The organism is Salinispora oceanensis (genome assembly GCF_000383575.1).
Lineage (GTDB): Bacteria > Actinomycetota > Actinomycetes > Mycobacteriales > Micromonosporaceae > Micromonospora > Micromonospora oceanensis.
Genome location: NZ_KB911579.1, coordinates 39170 through 59809, shown reverse-complemented (window position 1 = coordinate 59809; position 20640 = coordinate 39170). Strand labels below are relative to the sequence as shown.

Below are 20640 nucleotides of genomic sequence, written 5' to 3'. Positions count from 1 at the left end.
TGCGCGTCCCCCTTCGCATGCTCCGGCTATAGGCGCATTACAGGGCCGGTGTCGTTGGAGCGGGGGTCGTGGCGCCAAGGCGATGAGGGTGCACGAATGTAGCGCAGGCTGTGTATGTTGATGGACATCAGGTCACCGGGCCCCTGCCTGAAGTGGATCCCACAAGTGGTAGCGGGGTGCCTCCCCTTCGGCGATGAACGAAACCTGTCTCGGTGCGCCGAGGTGTCGGCAGGAATTAGACGATCACGAAAGGAAGTAGGAACACAAGTGTGCTCCGTTCCCGTCGGCTCGGATGGCGGCCGATCGATGTCCCTCACCGTGACGGTCCAGTAGCTACCCCGGTACTCTGGCCGCGGCCTTGCAAAGGGCGGTGTCGTGTCGCAGCACTCGGCAAAGCTCGCTGTTGCCAGGCTGTAATCATCGACATTCAATTGTTATGTCATCGTCGACGCATCGCGATGGTGGGGTTGTGGTATCGATCCCCCCTCGGACACAAACCATTTCCCACGGTGCGCGCTGAGATCCACTTCAGCGCGCACCGTTTGCGTTTCGGGCTGGTAGTTCAGCCGGAGGCCGAGTTGCCGGTAGACCTTGGCCTTGCCGGCTGGGTCGGCGTCGCGGAGCACGGCGGCGATATCCCCGAGTGCGGTCACCAGGGCGGTGATCTCTGCTCGGGCCAGCCGGTGTGGGTGGTGCTCGCGAGTGCGTGTAGTTCTGCTTCGGCGCGGGCGCGGGCGCGGGCGCGGGCGCGGTCGGCCTGGGTCTGGGTGATCCAGGCGGTAACTACCGTCGGGTCTGCGCCAGCGTCGAGGGCGGCGCGGTAGCGCTCTAGCTTGGCGTCGAACTCGGTGATGATGGCCTGGGCTGGTATGCCGGTTGCGGGCGGATGGGCTACTGGTTGGGCGTCGGCCAGCGTGGTGATGGTGTGTTCGAGGCGTTGGGGGGCGAAGGCGGAGGCGAGCCAGGTGTCGAGTGGGTCGGTGAGGGCGTCCGCGCGTAGGTACACGTTGCGGGGGTGTGGGACGTGGTTGGCGAGGGCGTACTCCTGTGGGAATCGGCAGCGGTAGTAGGCGTCGCCGTGGTTGTACTGGCCTTGCATGCGTCGGTCGCAGGCGGCGCAGTAGATGATGCCGCGGAAGCGTACGGGTTGCGAGTGCGCTGCCGGAGGTGTTGGCCGCCGGTTCCCCGTCCGCGATGTCGCAGTATCGCTTGGGCTTGCTCGAAGGTCGTGTCGTCGATGAGTGGTTCGTGGGTGATCTCCTTGGAGACCACCCATTTGTCGCGGGGGTTCCAGCGCATGACGCCGGTGTGGCCCATTGCCACGTCGTTGACGTCGAGCAGTACCTCGTCGGTGCGTTGTTTGTTCCAGACCTGCCGGCCGGTGTAGCGGGGGTTGGTGAGGATGACCCGCACGGCGCTTTTGGACCAGGCGATGCCGCTGCGGTGCCGGTTGCGGGCGCGGTCATGCGCTGAGGGGCAGGGCACGTGATTGGCGGTGAGTCCTTCAGCGATGGCGAACAGGCCGATACCGGCGAGGAATTCGGTGAAGATCTGCCGGACGATCGGGGCGGTCTGCTCGTCCGGGTCGGCTGGCTGGTGTCGGCGAGGGCGGCGTCGGTCAGCGCCTGAGCGCTGATCCGTTCGCCGCAGTACTTGAGGACGAGACTGATGTCGATCATGGTCTGCTTCCTGTTCTGGTGGATGTGCGGGGGTGCAAGGGAGCTTCAGGCGGACAGCCGAAGCCGCGACGCCGTGTTTGAGGGTCATGACCCGGCGTTGTCGTAGGCGACGGCCTCCCGTAGGTACTCGTGGTCGATGAGCACCAGGGTCCGGGCTTCGGTGCGGAGCTCGTCGAGGTCGTCACTGGAGAGCAGATGTCGGACGAGGCTTTCCAGGATTTCCTCGTGGCCGGGGTCGGAATGGGGTTGTCACGCGATGGTTCTTCCTGATGAGGAGCCGGCGGATGGGCCCGCTCGGGTGGAGCGGGAGGTTCGAGTAGTTGGATCTGGGTAGTTGTAGGTTCGCGTTGAAGATGGCGGAGCCTGCTTGGATGAGCTGGGGTCGAGTCGGCGTTTCTCACCGTTGTGTCGGGGGTGTTTCTCATCGGTCTGGCGGAATCCTCGTGATCTTGGTCTGGCCGTGTTCCGGCGCGGAGGTTGTGGAGCGCAGGGTTGACTGTCCGCACGGCGGTTAGCGGCGGCGTATCCGTTACGGTCGGGTGCGCTACTGCTGAGTGCAGCGCCTGCATGGTCCGCATTTGTCGGTGTATAGATCAGATTACATAGGTAGGTACACCGTTACGTACAAAGATCCACACGACGACGGAGCCCAGGATGGCCGACCCGAGTTCCCCTCGTCACTCAGGCGGAGTTACTCCGTCCGGCTACGCTCGGTTACCCATCGCAGACGCATGCGCGCCCGGAACGAGGCAGATCCGGATGCCGAAGAGCTCACAAAGTCGTCCTTGTAGGACGATCCTGAGGAGCGCCGCCGAGGGGGTACGTGCTCGATCCAGGGGAGGTGCGAGGCTGAGCGTGTGACCTTTCCGCTTGCGCGCCGCGTCTACGACACCTGCCATCTGACCGGACGGTTTCGTCTGCGATCCGGGCAGGTCAGCGAGGAGTACTTCGACAAGTACCTGTTCGAGGGACAGCCGGATCTGTTGCGCGAGGTTGCCGAAGCGATGGTGGCCTTGCTGCCGGAGTGCGACGTGCTGGCCGGGATGGAGATGGGCGGTATCCCGCTTGCCACGGTGATGTCACAGCTGACGGGGCTACCCACAGTCTTCGTTCGTAAGCGAGCCAAGGAGTACGGCACCAACAAGGCGGCTGAGGGCGGCCCCGTGCACGGTCGGCGGGTCGCAGTGATCGAGGATGTCGTGACGACCGGAGGTGCCCTACTGATGTCGTGCGGGCAGCTACGGTTCATCGGCGCCCAGGTGGAGACGGTGGTCTGCGCCATCGATCGCGAGCAGGGCGGTCGTGAGAATCTGGCGGCCGAGGCGCTACAACTCCGCGCCGCTCTCACTCGCCGCGACCTGGAAGCTTCACCGATGGCGTGACAGCTCTGGTGCCGCTCGATCACCTGCGTATCAAACAGAAGCGGATGCCGCGTGGAGATGTCGACTGGACGCCCGTCACGCACGTCATCGACCAGGCATGTCGGTCAGTCGCACGACCGTCAAGGCAGCCGACCATCGGAAAGTCGCCTGCCCCGGTGCAGCCTTGTAGGTCAAGCCGTACCTGTCTCTACACGGGAGCCGGTACGCCGACGGCGTTTGGGGCGTGTGGGGTTTCATAACCCTGTCACCGACTCTGAGCAGGGCCGTCTACGCGGCTCGTTCGTACTCGTTGATCAGCCCGCCGAGGACTGGGCGACGTCTGACCCGCTCGTGGGCCAGGTCGACGACGGGCCGGTCGGATCGTGGAGGCTGCCACTGCAGCGACCTGTGTGGTCGTCGGCCGTTGTAGTGACTGGCATATTCATCGAGCGTCAGGCGTAGATGTCGTTCGTTGACGATGAGCATGCGGTCGGTGAGCTCGCTGCGGACGGTGAGGACGAACCGTTCCGCGTGGGCATTTGCTCGCGGGCTTCGCGGCGGGATCTTGCATACGGTGACGCCGGCATCGGCCAGCACCGCGTCGAAGGCTGCGGTGAACTGGCCGGCCCGGTCCCGGATAAGGAACCTGAATTGATCGGCGCGGTCACCGAGGTCCATGAGCAGGTTGCGGGCCTGCTGGGTGTCCATGCTCCGTCCGGGTTGGCAGTGATGCCGAGGATGTGCACGTAGCGGCTGCCAACCTCCATCACGAAGAACACGTACCGGCGCTTGAGGGTGAGCGCGCAGTCCACGTGGAAGAAATCGTAGGCCAACATGGTCGACGACTGGGCGCGGAGGAACCGTCGCCAGGTGGTGTGGTCACGGCGCACGGGCGCCGGTGGGATGCCCAACCGGTTGAGGATCCGCCGGATCGTGGACGCGCTCACACGGTGGCCGAGGCCGAGCAGTTCGCCGTGGATGCGTTGGTAGCCCCAGCCGGGGTTGTCCCGGGACATCCGCTCGACCAGGGCGGTGATGGCTGGGTCGGTCGGCGGCCGGCCGGACCGGTTGGGATATGTCCAGTGGCGGGCGACCAGCCGCCGATGCCAGCGCGTGACCGTGGTCGGAGTGACGAGCCGGTGCGCCGCCAACGCCCGGGGCAGGAATTTGATCAGGGCGGCGAGCACCGCTCGGTCTGCCCAGTCCAGGTGCGGTGTCGGATTCTGCCGGCGCAGGACCGCGTTCTCGTGACGGAGCACCAAGATCTCCACGTCTTTGGCCGCACCGGTGCTGGCCAGGAGGGCGAGCTATCCGGCGATGCGGCAGAACACGAGGTAGAGCAGGCGCAGCGACACAGGTCATGACGATGCCTAACAGCATGGCCGAGCGCTACATCTGCCCACGTCAACCACGGTTACCGGGTTTTGGAATCCCACAGGGTCGGCCGTAGCTGACTCCGGCCTGTCGGGCGGGACGTGGCGGGACGCATACGGCGCGCGCGCCAGGTCAGGCCGCGAGTGCTACCTGCGGCACCACATCCGGCACGACCAGCCGGGCCGCGTCGGCGGCCTGGTCGTCGATCTGGTCGTGCGCCATCCGTTCGGCGTCCACCTGTGCGACGTAGTGCGCCACCTCGCGGTCCATACGCTCGGCGTCCCAGCCGAGCACCGACGCCATCAACTGCGCCGCCGGTCGGGCGGCTGCCAGGCCCCGGTCGAACGTCTCGATCGATATGTGTGTACGCCGGGTAAGCACGTCCTCCAGGTGCAGGGCACCCTCGGCTGACGCCGCGTGGACGACCTCCACACGCAGATAGTCGTCGGCGCTGTCGAGCGGCTCAACGAGGGTCGGATCCTCTCCCAGCAGGTCCAACACCTCGTCAACGGCGGCGCCGTAGCGGCGCAACAGATGCTCAACCCGCTCCACGGTCAGGTTGTACTGTCGCGCGATGCGATGGCGCTGGTTCCATCGGGCGACATAGCCCTCGGCGCCGAGCAGGGGAACCCGGTCGGTGCAGGACCGCGGCACCCCACCGCCGAGTCCCCGCACGGCCTCGTCGACAGCGTCGCGGGCCATCACCCGGTACGTTGTGTACTTCCCGCCGGCGACCATCACCAGACCCGGCGCCGGGTTCGCCACAGTGTGCTCACGGGACAGCTTGGCGGTCGCATCCGAATGCCCGGACAGCAGCGGCCGCAGGCCCGCGTATACGCCCTCGACGTCGTCGCGGGTCAGCGGACTGGCCAGTACCTCGTTGACTCGTTCCAGCAGGTAGTCGATGTCGCGGCTGGTCGCTGCCGGGTGCGCCTTGTCCAGATCCCAGTCGGTGTCGGTGGTGCCGATCAGCCAGTGCCGACCCCACGGGATCACGAACAGCACGCTGGATTCGGTTCGCAGGATCAGGCCGGTGGTGGAGCGGATCCGGTCGCGGGGCACGACGAGGTGGATACCTTTCGACGCGCGAACCTGCACCGGCCCACGCTCCCCAACGAGAGACTGGATTTCGTCGGTCCAGACGCCGGTGGCGTTGATGACCTGCCGGGCGCGGACCTCGAGGACCTGGTCGGTCTCCAGGTCGTGGACCCGCGCCCCGGTGATGCGGTGGCCGTCGCGCAGGAGGCCCACGACCCGGGCTCGGGAAACGGGGTACGCGCCGTGGGCTGCGGCGGTACGGACGAGACACGTCACCAGCCGGGCGTCATCGACCTGAGCGTCGTAGTACTGCAACGCGCCCACCAGCGACTCCGGACGCAGGGACGGGCAAGCGCGGACCGCGCCACGTCGGGTCAGGTGCCGGTGGGCCGGTACCCCGCGGGAGTTGCTGCCGGAAAGGCTCATCGTGTCGTAGAGCAGGACACCGGCGCCCGCGTACAGCCGTTCCCAGCCGCGGTGCCGCAGCGGGTAGAGAAACGGCACCGGCCGGACCAGGTGCGGGGCGAGTCGCTGCAGTAGTAGGCCCCGCTCGCGCAGCGCCTCGCGGACCAGCCCGAAGTCGAGCATCTCCAGGTAGCGCAGACCACCGTGGATGAGTTTACTGGAGCGGCTCGACGTGCCGCTGGCCCAGTCGCGGGCCTCGACGAGGCCGACCGACAGGCCCCGGGTGACGGCGTCCAGGGCGCAGCCGGCGCCGGTGACGCCGCCACCGACCACCAGGACGTCCAGTTCCGGGCCGCTGCTCAGCGCGGCCAGCGACCGCTCGCGGGCGGCCAGTGACAGTGTCGCGGAGTGCATGCGTTCTCTCTCCTGTGTCTGGGAGGCCAGCGGGGACGCCGGCCTCCCGGGTTTCTCGGATCCGGTGGTGGTCAGTCGACGTCGACCCAGTTGAGGGTGCGTTGGACGGCCTGCTTCCAGCGTTCGTACTCGGCTTGGCGTTGTTCTGGTGGCCAGGTGGGCTGCCAGCGGCGGCTTTCGTTCCAGTTCTCGCGTAGTTCGTCGGTGCTGCGCCAGAATCCGACGGCGAGGCCGGCGGCGTACGCGGCGCCGAGCGCGGTGGTCTCGGCGACCACGGGCCGGCTTACCGGTACGCCGAGGATGTCGGCTTGCAGTTGCATGCACAGGTCGTTGTCGGTGACGCCGCCGTCGACCTTGAGACATTCCAGCGGTACGCCGGAGTCTTTGGCCATGGCCTCGGCGACGTCTCGGCTCTGGTAACAGATCGACTCGAGGGTGGCCCGGGCGATGTGGGCGTCGGTGTTGAACCGGGACAGGCCGACGATCGCGCCGCGGGCGTCGGAGCGCCAGTACGGGGCGAACAGGCCGGAGAAGGCGGGTACGAAGTACACTCCGCCGTTGTCGGGCACCTGGCGGGCCAGGATCTCGCTCTGCCCTGCGGTGTTGATGATTTTCAACTGGTCGCGTAGCCACTGCACGGCTGATCCGGTGACCGCGATGGAGCCTTCCAGGGCGTATACCGGCGCCTGGCCGCTGAACTGGTAGCAGACGGTGGTGAGTAGGCCGGCCTGGGAGCGGACGATCTCCGTGCCGGTGTTGAGGAGCATGAAGTTGCCCGTACCGTAGGTGTTCTTGGCCTCGCCCGGGGCGAAGCAGACCTGACCGACGGTGGCTGCCTGCTGGTCGCCGAGGTCCGCGGTGAGCGGGACCGATCCGGTGAACGGACCACGCGCCGTGGTGGCACCGTAGGAGTCCGGCTCGGACGATGGTCGGATCCGGGGCAACATGGCGCGCGGGATGTCGAAGAACGACAGTAGTTCGTCGTCCCAGTCCAGCGTGTCCAGGTTCATCAGCATGGTGCGGCTGGCGTTGGTCGGATCGGTGACGTGCACGCCGCCGTCGGTGCCGCCGGTCAGGTTCCACAGCAGCCAGGTGTCGGTGTTGCCGAAGACGGCCTCTCCACGCTCGGCTGCTTCCCGGACCCCATCGACGTTGTCGAGGATCCACTGGATCTTGCCGGCGGAGAAGTATGTGGCCGGTGGCAGGCCGGCCTTACGGCGGATGATGTCGCCCTGCCCCGAGCGCTCCAGTGCCGAGGCGATCCGGTCGGTGCGGGTGTCCTGCCACACGATGGCGTTGTGGTAGGGCCGACCGGTGCGCCTGTTCCATACCACGGTGGTCTCACGCTGGTTGGTGATCCCGAGCGCGGCGAGGTCGGTGACGGTCAGGCGGTGCTCGTAGAGCACGGTCTGGATGACGGTCTGGGTCCGCTCCCAGATCTCCACCGGATTGTGTTCGACCCAACCGGGCCGCGGCAGGATCTGCTGATGCTCGAGCTGGTGGCGACCGACGTCGTTACCACCGTGATCAAAAACCATGAAACGGGTACTGGTGGTGCCCTGGTCCACCGCACCAACGAAGTCAGCCATGCGGGAGTCACCTCTACGGGTCGTCGGGATATGTCGATCAGACGCGGGCGCGCTCGGACATCGCAGCCGTTTCGGTCGCAGTCTCGGCGCTGTTCGCGCCCGGCTGCGGCTCATCGCTCGGCAGGAATCGGCCGACGAACAATTGATAGAGGCCGGCGCCGATGACACCACCGACCAGCGGTCCGACGATGGGCACCCAAAAATACGGATATCCGCTCGGGTCCAGGAAGGCCGTCTCGTACCCGGTGAGGAAGGACGCGAGGCGGGGGCCGAAGTCACGGGCCGGGTTGATCGCGTAGCCGGCGTTGACGGCGAACGCCATGCCAATCGCGACCACGATCAGGCCGACGATCAGTGGGGCAAGGTTGGCACCGGGCAGAGAGTTGCGGGCGTCGGTTACGGCAAGGATCAGAAACAGCAGGATCGCCGTGCCGATGATCTGGTCACGCAGGGCGCCCCACTCGGTGATGCCAGCACCCGGCAGGGTCGAGAAGACGCCCTGGCTCTTGCTGGTCAAGCCCGGGTCAAACCGCTGCAGCACCTCGCTGTAGTTCCAGCGAATGATCAGGGCCGCGACGAACGCCCCGGCGGTCTGTGCGAGGGCATAGGGCATCACCTTGCGCCACGAGAAGCCCTTGAACACCGCGAGGGCGAGCGTCACCGCCGGATTGAGGTGGGCGCCACTGATCCGGCCAGCGACGTAGATGCCCAGCGCGACGCCAAGGCCCCAGGCCCAGGCGATGCTGTCGAACTCACCGGTGCCACCGGCAGTGACCTGGGCGACGACGCCCACGCCGAAGAGAATCAGGATCGCGGTGCCGGCGAACTCGGCGGCCAACTCGCCAAGGAGTCCGGGCGCTCTCACACGCTGTGTCATGGTGTCTCCAGGTGGGGGTGGCGGACCTCCGCGACCGGGGGGACGGAGGGCCGTGCGATGTCGGCGAGGTGTCGGACGTCGCCGTGCGGTGAACCGTAGGAAACATGAGGAGGCAGGTCAACGAACCCCGGTCGACAATGCCGAACACTGTTGCGTTGGCCCCGAACGCTCTAGCATCCGCCCCATGCCGGGTCAGGTGCAGTCCATCGCGCGTGCCGCGGCGATCCTCCGCCTGTTGGCCAGCAGTTCCGGCCGGCTCGGCATCGGGGAGATCGCCCGTTCTCTCAACCTGCCCAAGGGCACGGCGCACGGCATCATACGTACGCTGCAAGACGTCGGATTCGTGGAACAGGACAAGACCTCCGGCAAGTACCAACTCGGTGCCACGCTGCTGCACCTCGGCACGAGCTACCTCGACGTCAACGAGCTCCGTTCCCGTTCCATCAACTGGGCGGACCCACTCGCCGCGCGCAGCGGCGAGGCGGTCCGTATCGGCACTCTGCTGGACGGCAAGGTACTTGTGGTCCACCACGTGTTCCGGCCCGACGACATCCTCCAGACGCTGGACGTCGGGTCCCTTCTTCCCCCGCACGCCACCGCGCTCGGCAAAGTCCTGCTCGCCTACGACGTGGGCGCCGCCAACGCGGCTACGCAACGCGAACCCGAGCCCTACACCCGACGCACCCTGGTCACCGCACGAGCACTCACCCGGGCCCTCAGCGAAATCCGGGACAATGGCTGGGGGGCCGAAATCGGTGAGATGACCCCTGGCGAGGCCGGCATCGCCGCGCCGATCCGTGGCTATGGCGGCCTGGTCGTGGGCGCGATCGGGCTCTCCGGTCCGGTGGACCGCACCTGCGACGGGTCCGGCAACCCCCGCCCAGCCCTCGTCACGTACGTCCGCGACGCCGCCCGCGCGGTGTCCCGCGATCTCGGCGCCACGCGCTGGTGATCCGTCACCCACCACCCGGCTTCACTAAGGACGAGTAATGACCGAGCGCTTTGTCGTCGCCATCGATCAGGGAACCACGTCCACCCGATGCATCGTCTTCGACCGCCGTGGCAATCTCGTCTCAGTTGCCCAGCGGGAACACCGGCAGCACTTTCCCCGGCCGGGCTGGGTAGAGCACGACGCTATGGAGATCTGGCGCAACGTCGGCAAGGTCGTTCCCCGCGCCCTCAACCAGGCCGGCCTCAGCATCGACCAGATCGCCGCGATCGGGATCGCCAACCAGCGCGAAACCACGGTCGTCTGGGACCGGCGCACCGGTGTCCCGGTGGCTCCCGCGCTCATCTGGCAGGACACCCGCACCGACCTGGTGGTGGAAGCCCTTTCCCGCGCCAGCGGCGCCGAGCACATCCAGGAGCTGTGCGGGCTGCCGCTGACCACGTACTTCTCCGGCCCGAAGCTGCGCTGGCTGCTCGACCACATCCCCGGCCTCGCCGAACGCGCCGAACGCGGCGAGGTGCTCTTCGGGACCATGGAGAGCTGGCTGATCTGGAACCTCACCGGCGGCCCGGACGGCGGCCTGCACCTGACCGACGTCACCAACGCCAGCCGTACCATGTTGATGGATCTGCGCACTCTCGACTGGCATCCCAGACTGCTGAGCTTCTTCGGCGTGCCGGCGGCCATGCTGCCGCAGATCCGCTCCTCGTCGGAGGTGTACGGCACCGCCACAGCCGTCCTGCCCGGCGTCCGGATCGCGGCGGCCCTCGGTGACCAGCAGGCCGCCCTGTTCGGTCAGACCTGCTTCGACCCAGGCGAGGCCAAGTGCACCTATGGCACCGGCAGCTTCCTGCTGCTGAACACCGGTACCGAGCCGGTGCCTTCGCGGCACGGCCTGCTCACCACCGTCGGCTACCGGATCGGCGACGAGCCCGCCCGGTACGCCCTGGAGGGGTCCATCGCGATCACAGGATCCCTGGTGCAGTGGTTCCGCGACCGGCTGGAGTTGATCAGCACCGCACCGGAAATCGAGACCCTCGCCCGAACGGTCGACGACAACGGCGGCTGCTACATTGTGCCCGCCTTCTCCGGGCTTTTCGCCCCACACTGGCGCAGCGAGGCGCGCGGTACGATCGTCGGACTCACCTCATACATCACCAAGGGGCACCTGGCCCGGGCCGTGCTGGAGGCGACCGGGTGGCAGACCCGTGAGGTGGTCGACGCCATGAACGCCGACTCCGGGCTGGAGCTGACCGCCTTGCGGGTGGACGGCGGGATGACCGCGAACAATTTGCTGATGCAGTTCGTCGCGGACGTACTTGCAGTGCCGGTGGTGCGCCCGATGGCGGCCGAGACGGTCTCCCTCGGGGCCGCATACGCAGCCGGGCTTGCGGTCGAGTACTGGCCAGACCTGGAGGGCCTGCGCAGCAACTGGCATCCGGCTGCCCGATGGGTGCCGGAGATGGATGCCGCAGTCCGGACACGGGAACGGGAAAACTGGCGACGGGCGGTGGAGCGCACCTTCGATTGGATCCGGCCCGAGGAGGACCCTGCTCGCCGCTGACCCACAACCAAGATCAAGCGTTGAGGGAAGCCGAGCCCTGTCTGGCGCACATTCGTCGTCGCGGTGCAGGCAGCAGCAGACGCCAACCCTAAACGTAGCCAACCAGCACCACCAGCCCCGTACGGGCCATCACCACCGCCGTGGACACCACCATCGGCGGCGAAGCGGTCCGTCTCGGCGGGTACGGCCACCGCCCGGGCCTCGGCCTGCCGCACGAGGTGGGACATCTCGTGGTGGCGGTGCGCCGGCAGCGCCATGACCGGCAGCACGACGAACTCCCAGCGGTTGTCGAGCTGCATGACGATTCGGTCGTCGCGGCGCAGGCCCAGCGCGTGCATTCGCAGCGCCGCGCCGTCGGCCCGCTCCACCAGCTCCCGGTAGGTCAGCCGGACGTCGCCGCCGACCAGCGCCTCGGCGTCGGGCAGGGCATCGGCCACGGCCAGGATGCGCGCGCCCAGCGGCCGCCCCTCCCAGTATCCCGCGGCGACGTACCGGGCCACGGACTCCGGCGGCCAGGGCACCAGGCCCGTCCGGCTCGGCTCCGGTTCGCCCGTTCCACCTGTCACTGTGGCCTCCTCCCGCCGGCTGGCCGTCCCACCGCCGCGCCCGGGTCCGGGCGGGGGTGCGTGGCGGCGGGTGGCCCGGAGCCAGGAGGCCGGGCGTCGGGCCGCAGGCTGGTGGGACTCCCTTCGATCATCCCGCCGCGGTCGACGAGGGTCAGTTCGCTTGCTCGGGCAGCTCCGAGTAGTGCTTCACGAGGTCGTCGAAGGACAGCGGCCCGCCGTGCGGCGCCGGGCGGCCGGCCTCCCGGTCGAGCAGCTCGCCCATCTTGTCCAGGGCCAGGTGGAAGCCGGCGGCGCTCTGCGGCAGGTGCCCCGGGTCGCCGACCACGTTCTCCAGCACCAGCCGGCAGCCGTCCCCGTGCGGGCTCAGCAGCCAGCGGTAGGCGTCGCCGTCGCCGGCGTACACGAACCGGAGCGGCTCGTCGACCTCGACGACCCGGGCCCGCTCCACCATCTCCGGGGAGAACGTCACGGTGACGTTCCCGCCCTCGACCGGCTCCACGACGACCGGGAAGCCGAACCAGGAGGAGTGCTCCTCGCTGTCGGTGATCGCCCGCCAGACGCGCTCGGGCGGGTCCAGGTAGTCGTGCGTGAAGCGCAGCAGCGGCTTTCCGCCGGGGCCGGGGTGCCGGGTGGTCCGCGTACGGAAGGTTTCGGGATCCATCAGATCCGGTCTCCTCTGGGTCGCTGACCCGGCCACGGGACGTGGGCCGGTCGTAGCAGACTGTCAATATTGGACGGAACGGTCAAGCGCACACGCCCGACGGCCACGCCGGTCGATCCGGCGTGGCCGTGGGCGGGAGCGACGGTCAGCCGTGGCAGGAGCCCGCCGTGGCGTCGCCGTAGCGGTCGTGGTGGCGGATCCACCCCATGGTGTCCGCCATGCCCTTTTCCTGCCGGCCCAGCGGGGTCAGGTCGAGGTAGTTGTAGGTGTTGTTCAGGATGTCGCTGCCGCGCCCGTGCGTGGAGTACGCGTAGAGCACCCGGCCGTCGTCGTCGCGCAGGAACGCGCTGACCCCGGGCAGCTCCGGCTCGTCCGTGCCGACGTCGAGGGTGAAGTCCTGGTAGAAGTCGTCGCCCCGGGTGGTGTACCAGGGGATGTCCCAGCCCATCCGGCGCTTGAACGGCACGATGTCCGACTGCGGCGCGGCGCAGACGATGGCCAGCGAGGTGTCCCGGGCGTGCAGGTGCGCCAGGTGACCGATGTTGTCGATGAACAGCGAGCAGACCGGGCACCAGTCGTGCCCCTCCAGCGGCCACATGAAGTGGTAGGTGAGCAGCTGCCGCCGGCCCTCGAACAGCTCCGGCAGTGTCCGCTCGCCGTCCGGGCCCTCGAAGACGTACCCCTTGTCCACTACCATCATTGGCAGCTCGCGCCGTTCCGCGTTGAGCGCGTCCCGCGCCCGGGTCACCTCCTTTTCGCGCTCCAGGAAGGCCCGCCGCGCCGCGTACCAGTCCGCCCGGTCGACGATCTTGGCGTCCGTCATTACTTTCTCCTCCCGTCGCGGCCTCGGCCGGTCACCGCAGGCTCCAGCGCTCTCCGGGCGCGTGCTGCTGGCTCGGCCTGCCGCGCGCTGCGCGGGCACGCCGCCACCCTGGAACGCCTGCGCCGCGACCGGCAACTCGAGGAAGCCCTGGCCCACGGCGACCCGCTGCACCTAGCCGCGCTCTTCGGCATCGACGCCAAGACCGCGATCCGCTACGCCACCACCGCTCGCCAGCTGCCGGAGTCCGCCGCGGAGCACCACGACGCCAGTGGTTACCGCGAACCCGAGGGCGGATACGAATCTGCTGGATCAAGCTGTGCGCGGCGACCACGCGGCCGACTGCTGGCGGCCTTCCTCAAGGCGCTGCATGTGGAGGCGCCCGCCGACGCACCGGGCGCCTCGGACTTCGGCGCTCACCCCAAAAGGAATGCACGGGCGGGTTCGAGTACTTTCTGCAGGCCGTGGACCTCGGTGGCTTCGCCGAGAACGACATCCGGGCTGTGTGGGACGACGCGGTGGCGACTCCCGAGTGGCCGGGACCACGGGTGTGGGTGCACGGTGACCTGCATCCCGCGAACGTCGTCGTCGCGGACGGCACGCTGGCGGGCATCGTCGACTTCGGCGCACTCTTCGCCGGCGATCCGGCGTGGGACCTCGGGGCTGCCTGGCTGCTGCTCCCCGCGGGAGGCGCCTCGCGGTTCTTCGACAGCTACGCCCAGGCGGACGAGGCGACGATCCGACGGGCGCGTGGGCTGGCCGCGATGAAGTGCCTGTTCATGATGCTGATGGGCCAAAACAGGGACCGTGGTCTGCCAGGCGGCAAGCCGAACTGGGGGGCCCGCAGGCCGGTCGGCACTTGATCGTGTCCTGAAGGGGTTTGACAGACGAGGCGGCTTCGTGACAACGGCGTCGGCCGCTCGGGGGCCGCCGCTCGCTAGATCGCCCGGTACACCGATGATCGGGCGACGCCGAACAACTCGGGCAGCTCGGTGCTGGTGTGCTCGCTCCATTCGCCAGGTGCGGCCCGACCAAACACGACCCCTACCAGTCGAGGCGGCGCCACCAAAGGTCCTACCGCAACTACCTGACGCGCGACACTAGACACTGGGGCCATGGACACCGTCTCGCAGCTGACCATCGTCCGTCACGGACAGAGCACCGCGAACGCCGCCTTCGCCGACGCCCAGGCCCACGGCCTGGACGACCACGGCCTCACCGGCCGTGACGCCGACATCGAACTGTCACCGCTGGGCTGGCAGCAGGCCACCCACCTCGGCCGCTGGCTCGCCACCCAACCCGCCGACCCCGCCGCCACCCGAACAGATTCACACGTACCAGGTCGTCCGTGACCTGATCACCCAGGCCCTGGCCGTGCAGTCCGCCCGCCGCCACCACCTTGAACAGGCCGGAGGGGGTCGTCGATCCAGGACAGTCCGCCGGGGTCGAGGGTGTGTTTGGCGCGGATGACCGCGATGTAGGCGAGCATGACGTTGGCACGGGAGGCGGGCCGGGGGTGGCCGTCGCCGTGGGCGGCAAATCCGCTGCTCACGGCTGTACTGGCTATGATTCAGGGTTGTCGCGGTCGCGCATGAACGCCCGGGCCGCGCCGAACGCGGCGACCGTCATGGTGCCGATCGCTGTCGTGCCGGCGGTGGCCGCCGCGCCCTGCCCGAAGACCTGCACCGCCACGGTCGCGGGGATATCGGCCACCGAGCGTATGGTCGGTCATGGCGACGGCGATACTCCAGCCGGCCAACCGCCGCCGGGCCCCGCCCTGCCGCGTCCGCCGCAGCGGACGGCGGCTCCAGGGGCCGGGACACGCCAGGGTCCGCGGTCACGACCGCACCCGCCGAGCATCTGTCTGGCGTAGCTCCGCGCGTAGCACCCAGGCCCGGTCCAGCAACCGCGCCCCGTGCATCAGCTGCGCCCACCACGACGCCTTGGCCGCAGCGAGTTCATACAACTCCGACGCGAACTCGTTGCCGTACCGCGACCGCGACCGCGAGTCGGGCGGCAAGACCCGCACCACGCCACGGGCAAGCCAAGACGCCACCGCGGCCACCCTCGGCCGCGCCGGTGCCGCCGCGTCCGGGGCTGTCTCGCTAGCGGCTCTGTCTCACATTCGGTGGTGATGGAGGGTGCTGGTCAGCCGAGCAGGATTCGATGGCGCAGGAGAGCGAAGCCCGCTCGTCCGTACATCTGTCGCTTGATCAGTTTGGTTTTGGTGTTGACGCCTTCGGTGCCGCCGTTGTGGAAGGGGTGGGTCAGGGCGGCGTTGACGGCGTCGCGGTCAAGGCCGAGGCCGCGGATGAAGGTGTGCAGGTGGGGTAGGTCCGTGGCCTTGACCTCGGTGATCCACGTGTCGAGATGGTCGTCGTTGCCGGCTGTGGGTGTGAGGAGCGCGGCGAACGAGCCGATGAAGCCGGCCAGCGCGGTCATCTGCGGGCAGGCGCTGGTGAGGGCGTTGACGAGCGTGCGCTGATGGTCTGTGAGCTGGTCGGGTGGGGTCAGGAGGTAGCGGGTGAGGCGTCGGGGCGACATGGCTGGGCGGTCGGCTTCGACGCGGCCTTGGGTGATGTAGCGGTAGAGCAGGTTGAGGCTGCCGGTGTAGCCCAGTTCCCTGATCTCGGCGAGGAGTTGCGTAGCGCCGACGGCGGGGTCTTGTTCCCGGCGTCGGCGCAGGTGGTCACGGTAGGGGTCGACGAGGGTGGGCCGGTACTGCGGTGCGCGGACCAGGCGTTCGGGTTCGCTGATTCGGGCATACCGTTTGACCGTGTTCAGACCGAGGTTGAGTCGGCGGGCGCATTCGAGCAGGCCGACGCCCTTGTCGAGCAGGTCGTGGACCTGCTGCCACCGCTGCCGGGTGGTCACGGCCCGGATGCCTTGCTGTGACGGTTGGCCGGCGGTGGCCCAGCATGTGCTGTGGGCGGTGACCTCTTTGCGGACGGCCTCGGCGAGGTTGTGCCACAGGTGCCAGCGGTCGGCGACCTGCAACGCGTCGGGTAGGGCGCGGCGGATCGCTTCGGCGTAGGCGCCCGAGGAGTCCCGGCACACCACCTCGACACCGGGATGCTCACGCAGCCATGTCTCTAACGTGTGGGCCTTGCGGTCGGGCAGCACGTCGATGCGTTCACGGGTGACCGCGTCGATCAGGACGGTGGCGTAACGGCGACGGCGGCACAGCGCGAAGTCGTCGACCCCGAGCACGCGGGGAACCCGCCGCTCGGGCAGCGGAACGCGTAGCAGCGCCCGCAGCGCGGTGTGACGGGACATGACGACCATCGCCAGGACCGACAACAGGCGAGCACCGCCCCGGCCAGCCAGATGACGCACCACCGCAGCGACCTGGGCGCTCAGCCGGGACGTGCGACGCTGGTAACGCTCCAGAACACCCGGAAGCTGTTCCCGGAACGTGCGACGACAGCCCTGCGTCGGGCACACCAGACGCCGCACGCGCACCCGCACCACTACCGGCCGGGCATCGACCGGCACATCCGCCAGAGTCCGCTGGTGATACCCGTGCACCCGGCCCGTCACCGCCGCACAGCCCGGACAGGCCACCGTTCCTCCAGGAGTCCGAGCCCGCACCAGGATCCGCTCGCCCTCGTCCGTGACCTCATCGATCACCAACGGGGACAGCCCCGAGAACACCATCTTCGTAAGATCATCGATCTTGCACACATGACCTCAACGACATCGACCACCTCGGTCACCACCGAATGTGAGACAGAGCCGTTAGATCCACACTCCCCAGCCGGTGGAAGCAATCTGGCTGGTCCGGAGTTCGGCGAAGACCTCTTTGGGCATTCTGTAACCCAGGATGCGTCGGGGTCGGCTGTTGAGTCGGTCGGCGATGGCGGTGAGCTGGTGGGTCGCGGCGTGCTCAGCCATCTCGGTGCCGCAGTCCCAGGTCAGGGGGCGGCGCAGGGTGTCGGGCAGGCCGGCGATGCCGGTGGCCACGGCGCTGGTCACGGTGGTGGGGCTGTCCCGGCCCGCTAGCGGCACGAGGATCAGGAAACGGGAGGTGCGTTCCACCAGCGATGCGGTGGCGCTGGCACCGTTCTTACCGATGATCAGGTCGCCTTCCCAGTGTCCGGGCATTCGCCGGTCCTCGGCCTGGGCGGGCCGCTGGTCGATGAACGTCGGGTTGGAGATCTTCGGCGCAGGGAACGCGGCTGAGCGCGTCGGACGACGGTTCTTGCGGCCGCTGCGCAGACGCAGGTGCTGCCGGGCCAACTCCCCGACCAGCAACGCCTAGATCCACGTGTAGATCGCCTCGTGCGACACCCGCATCCAGCGATACCCCGAGTGATCTCTTCGCGATCCGCCACCGTCAACGGCCGACGACCACCCATGCCCCACCCGCCCCTCAACGACCACCCCGCCAAGAGAAACAACGACTGACAAGATTCGATTGCTACGACCATCTGAGCACGGGGTGCCCTTCACTGATGAGGGCGTCGAAGCGGGCAAAGAGGTGCTCCCGTGCTGTGCTGGTCTCCTCGGTGGGGAGGTAGCGCAGCCGCCACTGGGGTGTCTTGCGGACGAAGAACCAGCTAGCCAGCCGCCCGTGCCGGGTGTCACCCCCCGATGAGCAGGCGTTTGCCGCCACCCGGGGCCCGCATCGACTCGGGACGGTCCACCGTATCCTCCTCCTCCGGACCGGCGAAGGCGCGCGGCCCCGGCGAAGTCGGCGATCTGCGCTCCGCCACACCCGAACCCGTATCCCACCGCGGCCGCAGGCTCACCGGAGAGTCGAGCAGCACCTGCCGCACAGCGTGTCAGCGGGCGTCGCCACCGACGTTCTGCCGACCCGGGCGCCGGTGGCGGAGCCAGGCGTTCTCATCGAACACCGGGACCGGACCGGCCTTGGGGATGTCCTTCATGTTGTCCATCCGGCGCGTCACCTCGAACCGCAGGCGCTCCTGGTAGTCGCGCCCGAAGCCGGTGAGCTCCTCAACCCTCCGCTGCAGAGCGTCGCGCTCGTTCTCCAACTCGGTGATGGCATCGTGGTAGCGCTGGAGGGCCGCCTCCTCCGCCTTTCCGGCGGTCGCCTGGGCCTCGTCCACCAGTGACTGCGCCTCGCCCAGGGCACTCCCGATCAGCCGGTCCGCCTCGCGTCGAGCGTCCTCGATGTGGCCATCCGCGGTCTGCTGCGCCATCTCCAGCACGCGGGCCCCCTGGCCGTCCTGCGCGCCCCCTTGGGCGCGCGCCGCGGCCTGCGCGCGGGCGCGCTCCAGATCGGCCTGAAGCAGGTCACGGACCCGTTCGGTGTCCGCCTTTTCGCTGATCACCCGCTGGAACCTCGACCGCAGTTCGGACAGCTCGGCGTAGCCGGCTGCGCTGAGCCCGTCGACCTCGTGGCTCGAGGGGTTCTGCACGACCCGTCGGCGCAGTGATTCGTTTTCCTCGATGAGCCGGACGATTTCACGTTCGATTCCGTCGAGGAAGGCGTCGACTTCCTCCTCGTCATACCCCCTCTTGCCGATCGGAGGCTTCTTGAAAGCGACGTTGTGGATGTCGGCCGGAGTTAGTGGCATCTTGGCTCCCTGGAGTCTACCCGCGGTCACGGCGTCGCGTCAGACAGACTACCTTAGCCGGCGCAGTCGGATGGCAGCGAATAGACAATGTCGTTGTTACGAGTGGCTTTCACACAGAGCCACATCGGAGCGGACGACCCGCACCCCTGCCCGCCGCCGTCAGCACTGGCGGACCGGCCGAAACGACCACCCGCGGTCGTGACGGGGCGTCAGATCTCGGTCCTGACCTGGGTCGGCAGCTCGGCGGCGCCGCGGTCGTTGTCCCTGCTGCCGCCACCGCCCGCGTCGTTCATCAGGCTCGACAGATGCTCTTGGAGACGCTTGCGGTAGTCATGCGCGAAATGGTTGAGAGTGATAATGTGCCGCTGCGCCTCCGCCCGCTTGACGTCGAGGCTCTCAATGGCCTCCTTGTGGCGGCCAACGGCCTGCAGCTCCGTCTCGCGTGCCTCAGCCTGCGCTTCCTGAACCATTCTCTCGATCTTCGCTCGGGTCCCCGACAGCAGTTCATCGGCTTCCGCACGCGCCTTGCTCAAATAGTCGTCGGCGGTGCGTTGCGCCATCATGAGCACCGGCAGGCTTCTGCCTTCGTCATCAGGTGCGCCCTCCCTGGCCTGAGCGCGCGCCAACTCCAACTGTCGTTGCGCGTCCTGCGCGGCCTGCTCGGCGAGCGCCCGCTCTCGTTGCAGCCGGTCCAACTGCGCGTGCAGCTTCTGCAACTCCAGGCTGAGCCGGTCGTGGTCACCGGCGCCGGTCTCCACCTGCGCCCGCAGAGCACTGTTGTCGTCCGCGAGCCGTTGGATCTCACGCTCGACCTCGTCAAGGAAGGCATCCACCTCTTCCTCGTCGTATCCCCGCTTACCGAGCGAGGGCTTCTTGAAGGCCACGTTGTGGATGTCGGCCGGCGTCAGAGGCATCGGAACTCCTTGGATCGGTCGCTGAGCCACATCGCCGTCGAGTCAGGGACCGGCTACGTGCCGCGGATGTAGCAAGCCCCGTCACCGCCGGACGCGCAACGAGCGCGAGAGCCTACGCGCATCATACAGCGGCGATGTTCGACCTCCGTGTCACCAACCGCGGGTCGACGGGGGGCGTCCGAACCATCGTCGGTGTCCACAACCAGCCCTGCCCTCGTGGACACCGGCGGGCGTTGAGCCGCGCGGGCCTGGCGCGCGACCGCCGCGCAGTCGCTCAATCGAGCGGCTGATCAGCGCCGCGCCCCGGCCACGACGAGGAGGCCGCCGTCACCGACTGCGGCTGGCAGCTCGAGGTCTTCGAGGACCGCGAGGTCGGTCGCGCCGCCCGCCGCAAGCTCACGGAGATCACCCACGGGTATCCCCGGATCTTCACGCACTGGCGTTGGGTCACGACCGCCTGGTGAGCAGGATGACAAGAGCCCGGTGGGAGACTGTCACGCCGGGATCTGTGGGAGCCGGAGGGTGAAATCCCTCCGGCTACCCGACCCTGGCGAGCGGGCAAGTCGGTTGATATCGCTTGCAGCTTAACCGCTGTGATATAGATCATAGTTGCCGGGTACAAGAAACCGCGATTTCACCTCTTCGGTGCCTGGTCATAGGTCCGCGGAGCGGGTCTGCGCGTGTTATGCGGGCGGTTGACAGTCCCTTTGGTCGGGTGTAGAAAGAGATTAATTCCATTGTGGGCGGTCACTGGAACAGCAAACGGGGAGAGGAGATAACGTCGGGGGCCTCGGCTTCCGCGCCAGTGGCTGTCCCTGCCGTCGTCGCCGCGCCTCGACCGTGCGTAAGTCGTCCACCGTCTCGTTCCCATTTCGTTTCCCGAAAG

At 68.1% G+C, this 20640-nt stretch carries 22 protein-coding genes and 3 pseudogenes; 6 read left to right on the top strand and 19 right to left on the bottom strand.

Features of this window, described 5'->3' with window-relative positions:
• Nucleotides 1–434: 434 nt before the first annotated feature.
• The 3 genes and pseudogenes from SALPAC4_RS27265 to SALPAC4_RS29060 all read right to left on the bottom strand — a co-directional run.
• Nucleotides 435–653, bottom strand: a complete 219-nt coding sequence (locus SALPAC4_RS27265; RefSeq protein ID WP_050564963.1) for a hypothetical protein — start codon at nucleotides 651–653, stop codon at nucleotides 435–437.
• Nucleotides 650–1276 carry a zinc ribbon domain-containing protein gene (locus SALPAC4_RS27260; RefSeq protein ID WP_109746109.1) on the bottom strand — a complete coding sequence of 209 codons (627 nt, stop codon included), beginning with the start codon at nucleotides 1274–1276 and terminating at the stop codon, nucleotides 650–652. The genes SALPAC4_RS27265 and SALPAC4_RS27260 overlap by 4 nt, the downstream gene beginning before the upstream one ends.
• Nucleotides 1252–1521 (bottom strand): annotated as a pseudogene (locus SALPAC4_RS29060) (recombinase family protein); the annotation flags it as partial. The gene SALPAC4_RS27260 and the pseudogene SALPAC4_RS29060, both read right to left, overlap by 25 nt.
• On the opposite strand from SALPAC4_RS29060, the gene SALPAC4_RS28160 reads away from it, so the two are divergent.
• A complete protein-coding gene (locus SALPAC4_RS28160) occupies nucleotides 1486–1629 on the top strand; it encodes a hypothetical protein (RefSeq protein ID WP_019868631.1) in 144 nt (47 codons plus the stop codon). The pseudogene SALPAC4_RS29060 and the gene SALPAC4_RS28160 sit on opposite strands and share 36 nt — an antisense overlap.
• A 907-nt stretch (nucleotides 1630–2536) precedes the next feature.
• On the top strand, nucleotides 2537–3061 hold the full coding sequence (gene pyrE / locus SALPAC4_RS0100125) for an orotate phosphoribosyltransferase (protein WP_019868628.1): 525 nt from the start codon (nucleotides 2537–2539) through the stop codon (nucleotides 3059–3061).
• 267 nt (nucleotides 3062–3328) lie between these two features.
• On the opposite strand, the gene SALPAC4_RS28155 is transcribed toward pyrE, so the two are convergent.
• The 5 genes and pseudogenes from SALPAC4_RS28155 to SALPAC4_RS0100105 form a co-directional block, all read right to left on the bottom strand.
• Nucleotides 3329–3748 (bottom strand): transposase, encoded by a 420-nt coding sequence (locus SALPAC4_RS28155; protein WP_223874674.1) that lies wholly within the window; start codon nucleotides 3746–3748, stop codon nucleotides 3329–3331.
• A gap of 269 nt (nucleotides 3749–4017) precedes the next feature.
• Nucleotides 4018–4227: pseudogene (locus SALPAC4_RS28150) on the bottom strand (helix-turn-helix domain-containing protein); the annotation flags it as partial.
• Nucleotides 4228–4546: 319 nt separating this feature from the next.
• Nucleotides 4547–6271, bottom strand: a complete 1725-nt coding sequence (locus tag SALPAC4_RS0100115; RefSeq protein ID WP_019868627.1) for a glycerol-3-phosphate dehydrogenase/oxidase — start codon at nucleotides 6269–6271, stop codon at nucleotides 4547–4549.
• A 71-nt stretch (nucleotides 6272–6342) separates the two neighbouring features.
• Nucleotides 6343–7860: a glycerol kinase GlpK gene (glpK, locus tag SALPAC4_RS0100110; protein WP_019868626.1), complete on the bottom strand. Its 1518-nt coding sequence runs from the start codon at nucleotides 7858–7860 to the stop codon at nucleotides 6343–6345.
• Between the two features lie 37 nt (nucleotides 7861–7897).
• On the bottom strand, nucleotides 7898–8737 hold the full coding sequence (locus SALPAC4_RS0100105; RefSeq protein WP_012184592.1) for an MIP/aquaporin family protein: 840 nt from the start codon (nucleotides 8735–8737) through the stop codon (nucleotides 7898–7900).
• 184 nt (nucleotides 8738–8921) lie between these two features.
• On the opposite strand from SALPAC4_RS0100105, the gene SALPAC4_RS0100100 reads away from it, so the two are divergent.
• Together SALPAC4_RS0100100 and glpK (SALPAC4_RS0100095) are read left to right on the top strand one after the other, a co-directional pair.
• Nucleotides 8922–9689: an IclR family transcriptional regulator gene (locus SALPAC4_RS0100100; RefSeq protein ID WP_018728988.1), complete on the top strand. Its 768-nt coding sequence runs from the start codon at nucleotides 8922–8924 to the stop codon at nucleotides 9687–9689.
• A 37-nt stretch (nucleotides 9690–9726) separates the two neighbouring features.
• Nucleotides 9727–11250 carry a glycerol kinase GlpK gene (gene glpK / locus SALPAC4_RS0100095; RefSeq protein WP_019868625.1) on the top strand — a complete coding sequence of 508 codons (1524 nt, stop codon included), beginning with the start codon at nucleotides 9727–9729 and terminating at the stop codon, nucleotides 11248–11250.
• 185 nt (nucleotides 11251–11435) lie between these two features.
• Here the strand turns inward: glpK (SALPAC4_RS0100095) and SALPAC4_RS28145 are convergent.
• The 3 genes and pseudogenes from SALPAC4_RS28145 to SALPAC4_RS0100085 all read right to left on the bottom strand — a co-directional run.
• Nucleotides 11436–11687, bottom strand: a pseudogene (locus SALPAC4_RS28145) (AMP-binding protein); the annotation flags it as partial.
• Nucleotides 11688–11967: 280 nt separating this feature from the next.
• Nucleotides 11968–12477 carry an SRPBCC domain-containing protein gene (locus SALPAC4_RS0100090; protein WP_019868624.1) on the bottom strand — a complete coding sequence of 170 codons (510 nt, stop codon included), beginning with the start codon at nucleotides 12475–12477 and terminating at the stop codon, nucleotides 11968–11970.
• 145 nt (nucleotides 12478–12622) lie between these two features.
• Entirely contained in the window at nucleotides 12623–13300 is a 678-nt protein-coding gene (locus SALPAC4_RS0100085) for a DUF899 domain-containing protein (RefSeq protein ID WP_019868623.1), read from the bottom strand.
• A gap of 461 nt (nucleotides 13301–13761) precedes the next feature.
• Here SALPAC4_RS0100085 and SALPAC4_RS24985 point away from each other — a divergent pair, with 461 nt between their 5' ends.
• Complete coding sequence (locus SALPAC4_RS24985; RefSeq protein WP_223874673.1) at nucleotides 13762–14160, top strand: phosphotransferase; 399 nt, start codon at nucleotides 13762–13764, stop codon at nucleotides 14158–14160.
• A gap of 252 nt (nucleotides 14161–14412) precedes the next feature.
• Nucleotides 14413–14649 (top strand): histidine phosphatase family protein, encoded by a 237-nt coding sequence (locus SALPAC4_RS0100070; RefSeq protein WP_019868621.1) that lies wholly within the window; start codon nucleotides 14413–14415, stop codon nucleotides 14647–14649.
• 211 nt (nucleotides 14650–14860) lie between these two features.
• Here the strand turns inward: SALPAC4_RS0100070 and SALPAC4_RS27865 are convergent, their stop codons facing one another.
• The 8 genes from SALPAC4_RS27865 to SALPAC4_RS28775 all read right to left on the bottom strand — a co-directional run bounded on the left by SALPAC4_RS27865 (nucleotide 14861) and on the right by SALPAC4_RS28775 (nucleotide 20167).
• Nucleotides 14861–15010, bottom strand: a complete 150-nt coding sequence (locus tag SALPAC4_RS27865) for a hypothetical protein (protein WP_019868620.1) — start codon at nucleotides 15008–15010, stop codon at nucleotides 14861–14863.
• A gap of 124 nt (nucleotides 15011–15134) precedes the next feature.
• Nucleotides 15135–15353, bottom strand: coding sequence for a hypothetical protein (locus SALPAC4_RS0100060; protein WP_223874672.1), 219 nt, complete (start codon nucleotides 15351–15353; stop codon nucleotides 15135–15137).
• Between the two features lie 92 nt (nucleotides 15354–15445).
• A complete protein-coding gene (locus tag SALPAC4_RS0100055; protein ID WP_162562135.1) occupies nucleotides 15446–16954 on the bottom strand; it encodes an ISL3 family transposase in 1509 nt (502 codons plus the stop codon).
• Between the two features lie 81 nt (nucleotides 16955–17035).
• Nucleotides 17036–17551 (bottom strand): IS30 family transposase, encoded by a 516-nt coding sequence (locus SALPAC4_RS0100050; RefSeq protein WP_019868617.1) that lies wholly within the window; start codon nucleotides 17549–17551, stop codon nucleotides 17036–17038.
• Between the two features lie 166 nt (nucleotides 17552–17717).
• A complete protein-coding gene (locus SALPAC4_RS27675) occupies nucleotides 17718–17912 on the bottom strand; it encodes a hypothetical protein (protein ID WP_020113432.1) in 195 nt (64 codons plus the stop codon).
• Between the two features lie 169 nt (nucleotides 17913–18081).
• Nucleotides 18082–18840 (bottom strand): DivIVA domain-containing protein, encoded by a 759-nt coding sequence (locus SALPAC4_RS24975; protein WP_223874671.1) that lies wholly within the window; start codon nucleotides 18838–18840, stop codon nucleotides 18082–18084.
• Nucleotides 18841–19049: 209 nt separating this feature from the next.
• Nucleotides 19050–19754 carry a DivIVA domain-containing protein gene (locus SALPAC4_RS24970; protein ID WP_019868614.1) on the bottom strand — a complete coding sequence of 235 codons (705 nt, stop codon included), beginning with the start codon at nucleotides 19752–19754 and terminating at the stop codon, nucleotides 19050–19052.
• A gap of 290 nt (nucleotides 19755–20044) precedes the next feature.
• Nucleotides 20045–20167, bottom strand: a complete 123-nt coding sequence (locus SALPAC4_RS28775; protein WP_019868613.1) for a hypothetical protein — start codon at nucleotides 20165–20167, stop codon at nucleotides 20045–20047.
• Nucleotides 20168–20640 lie beyond the last annotated feature (473 nt).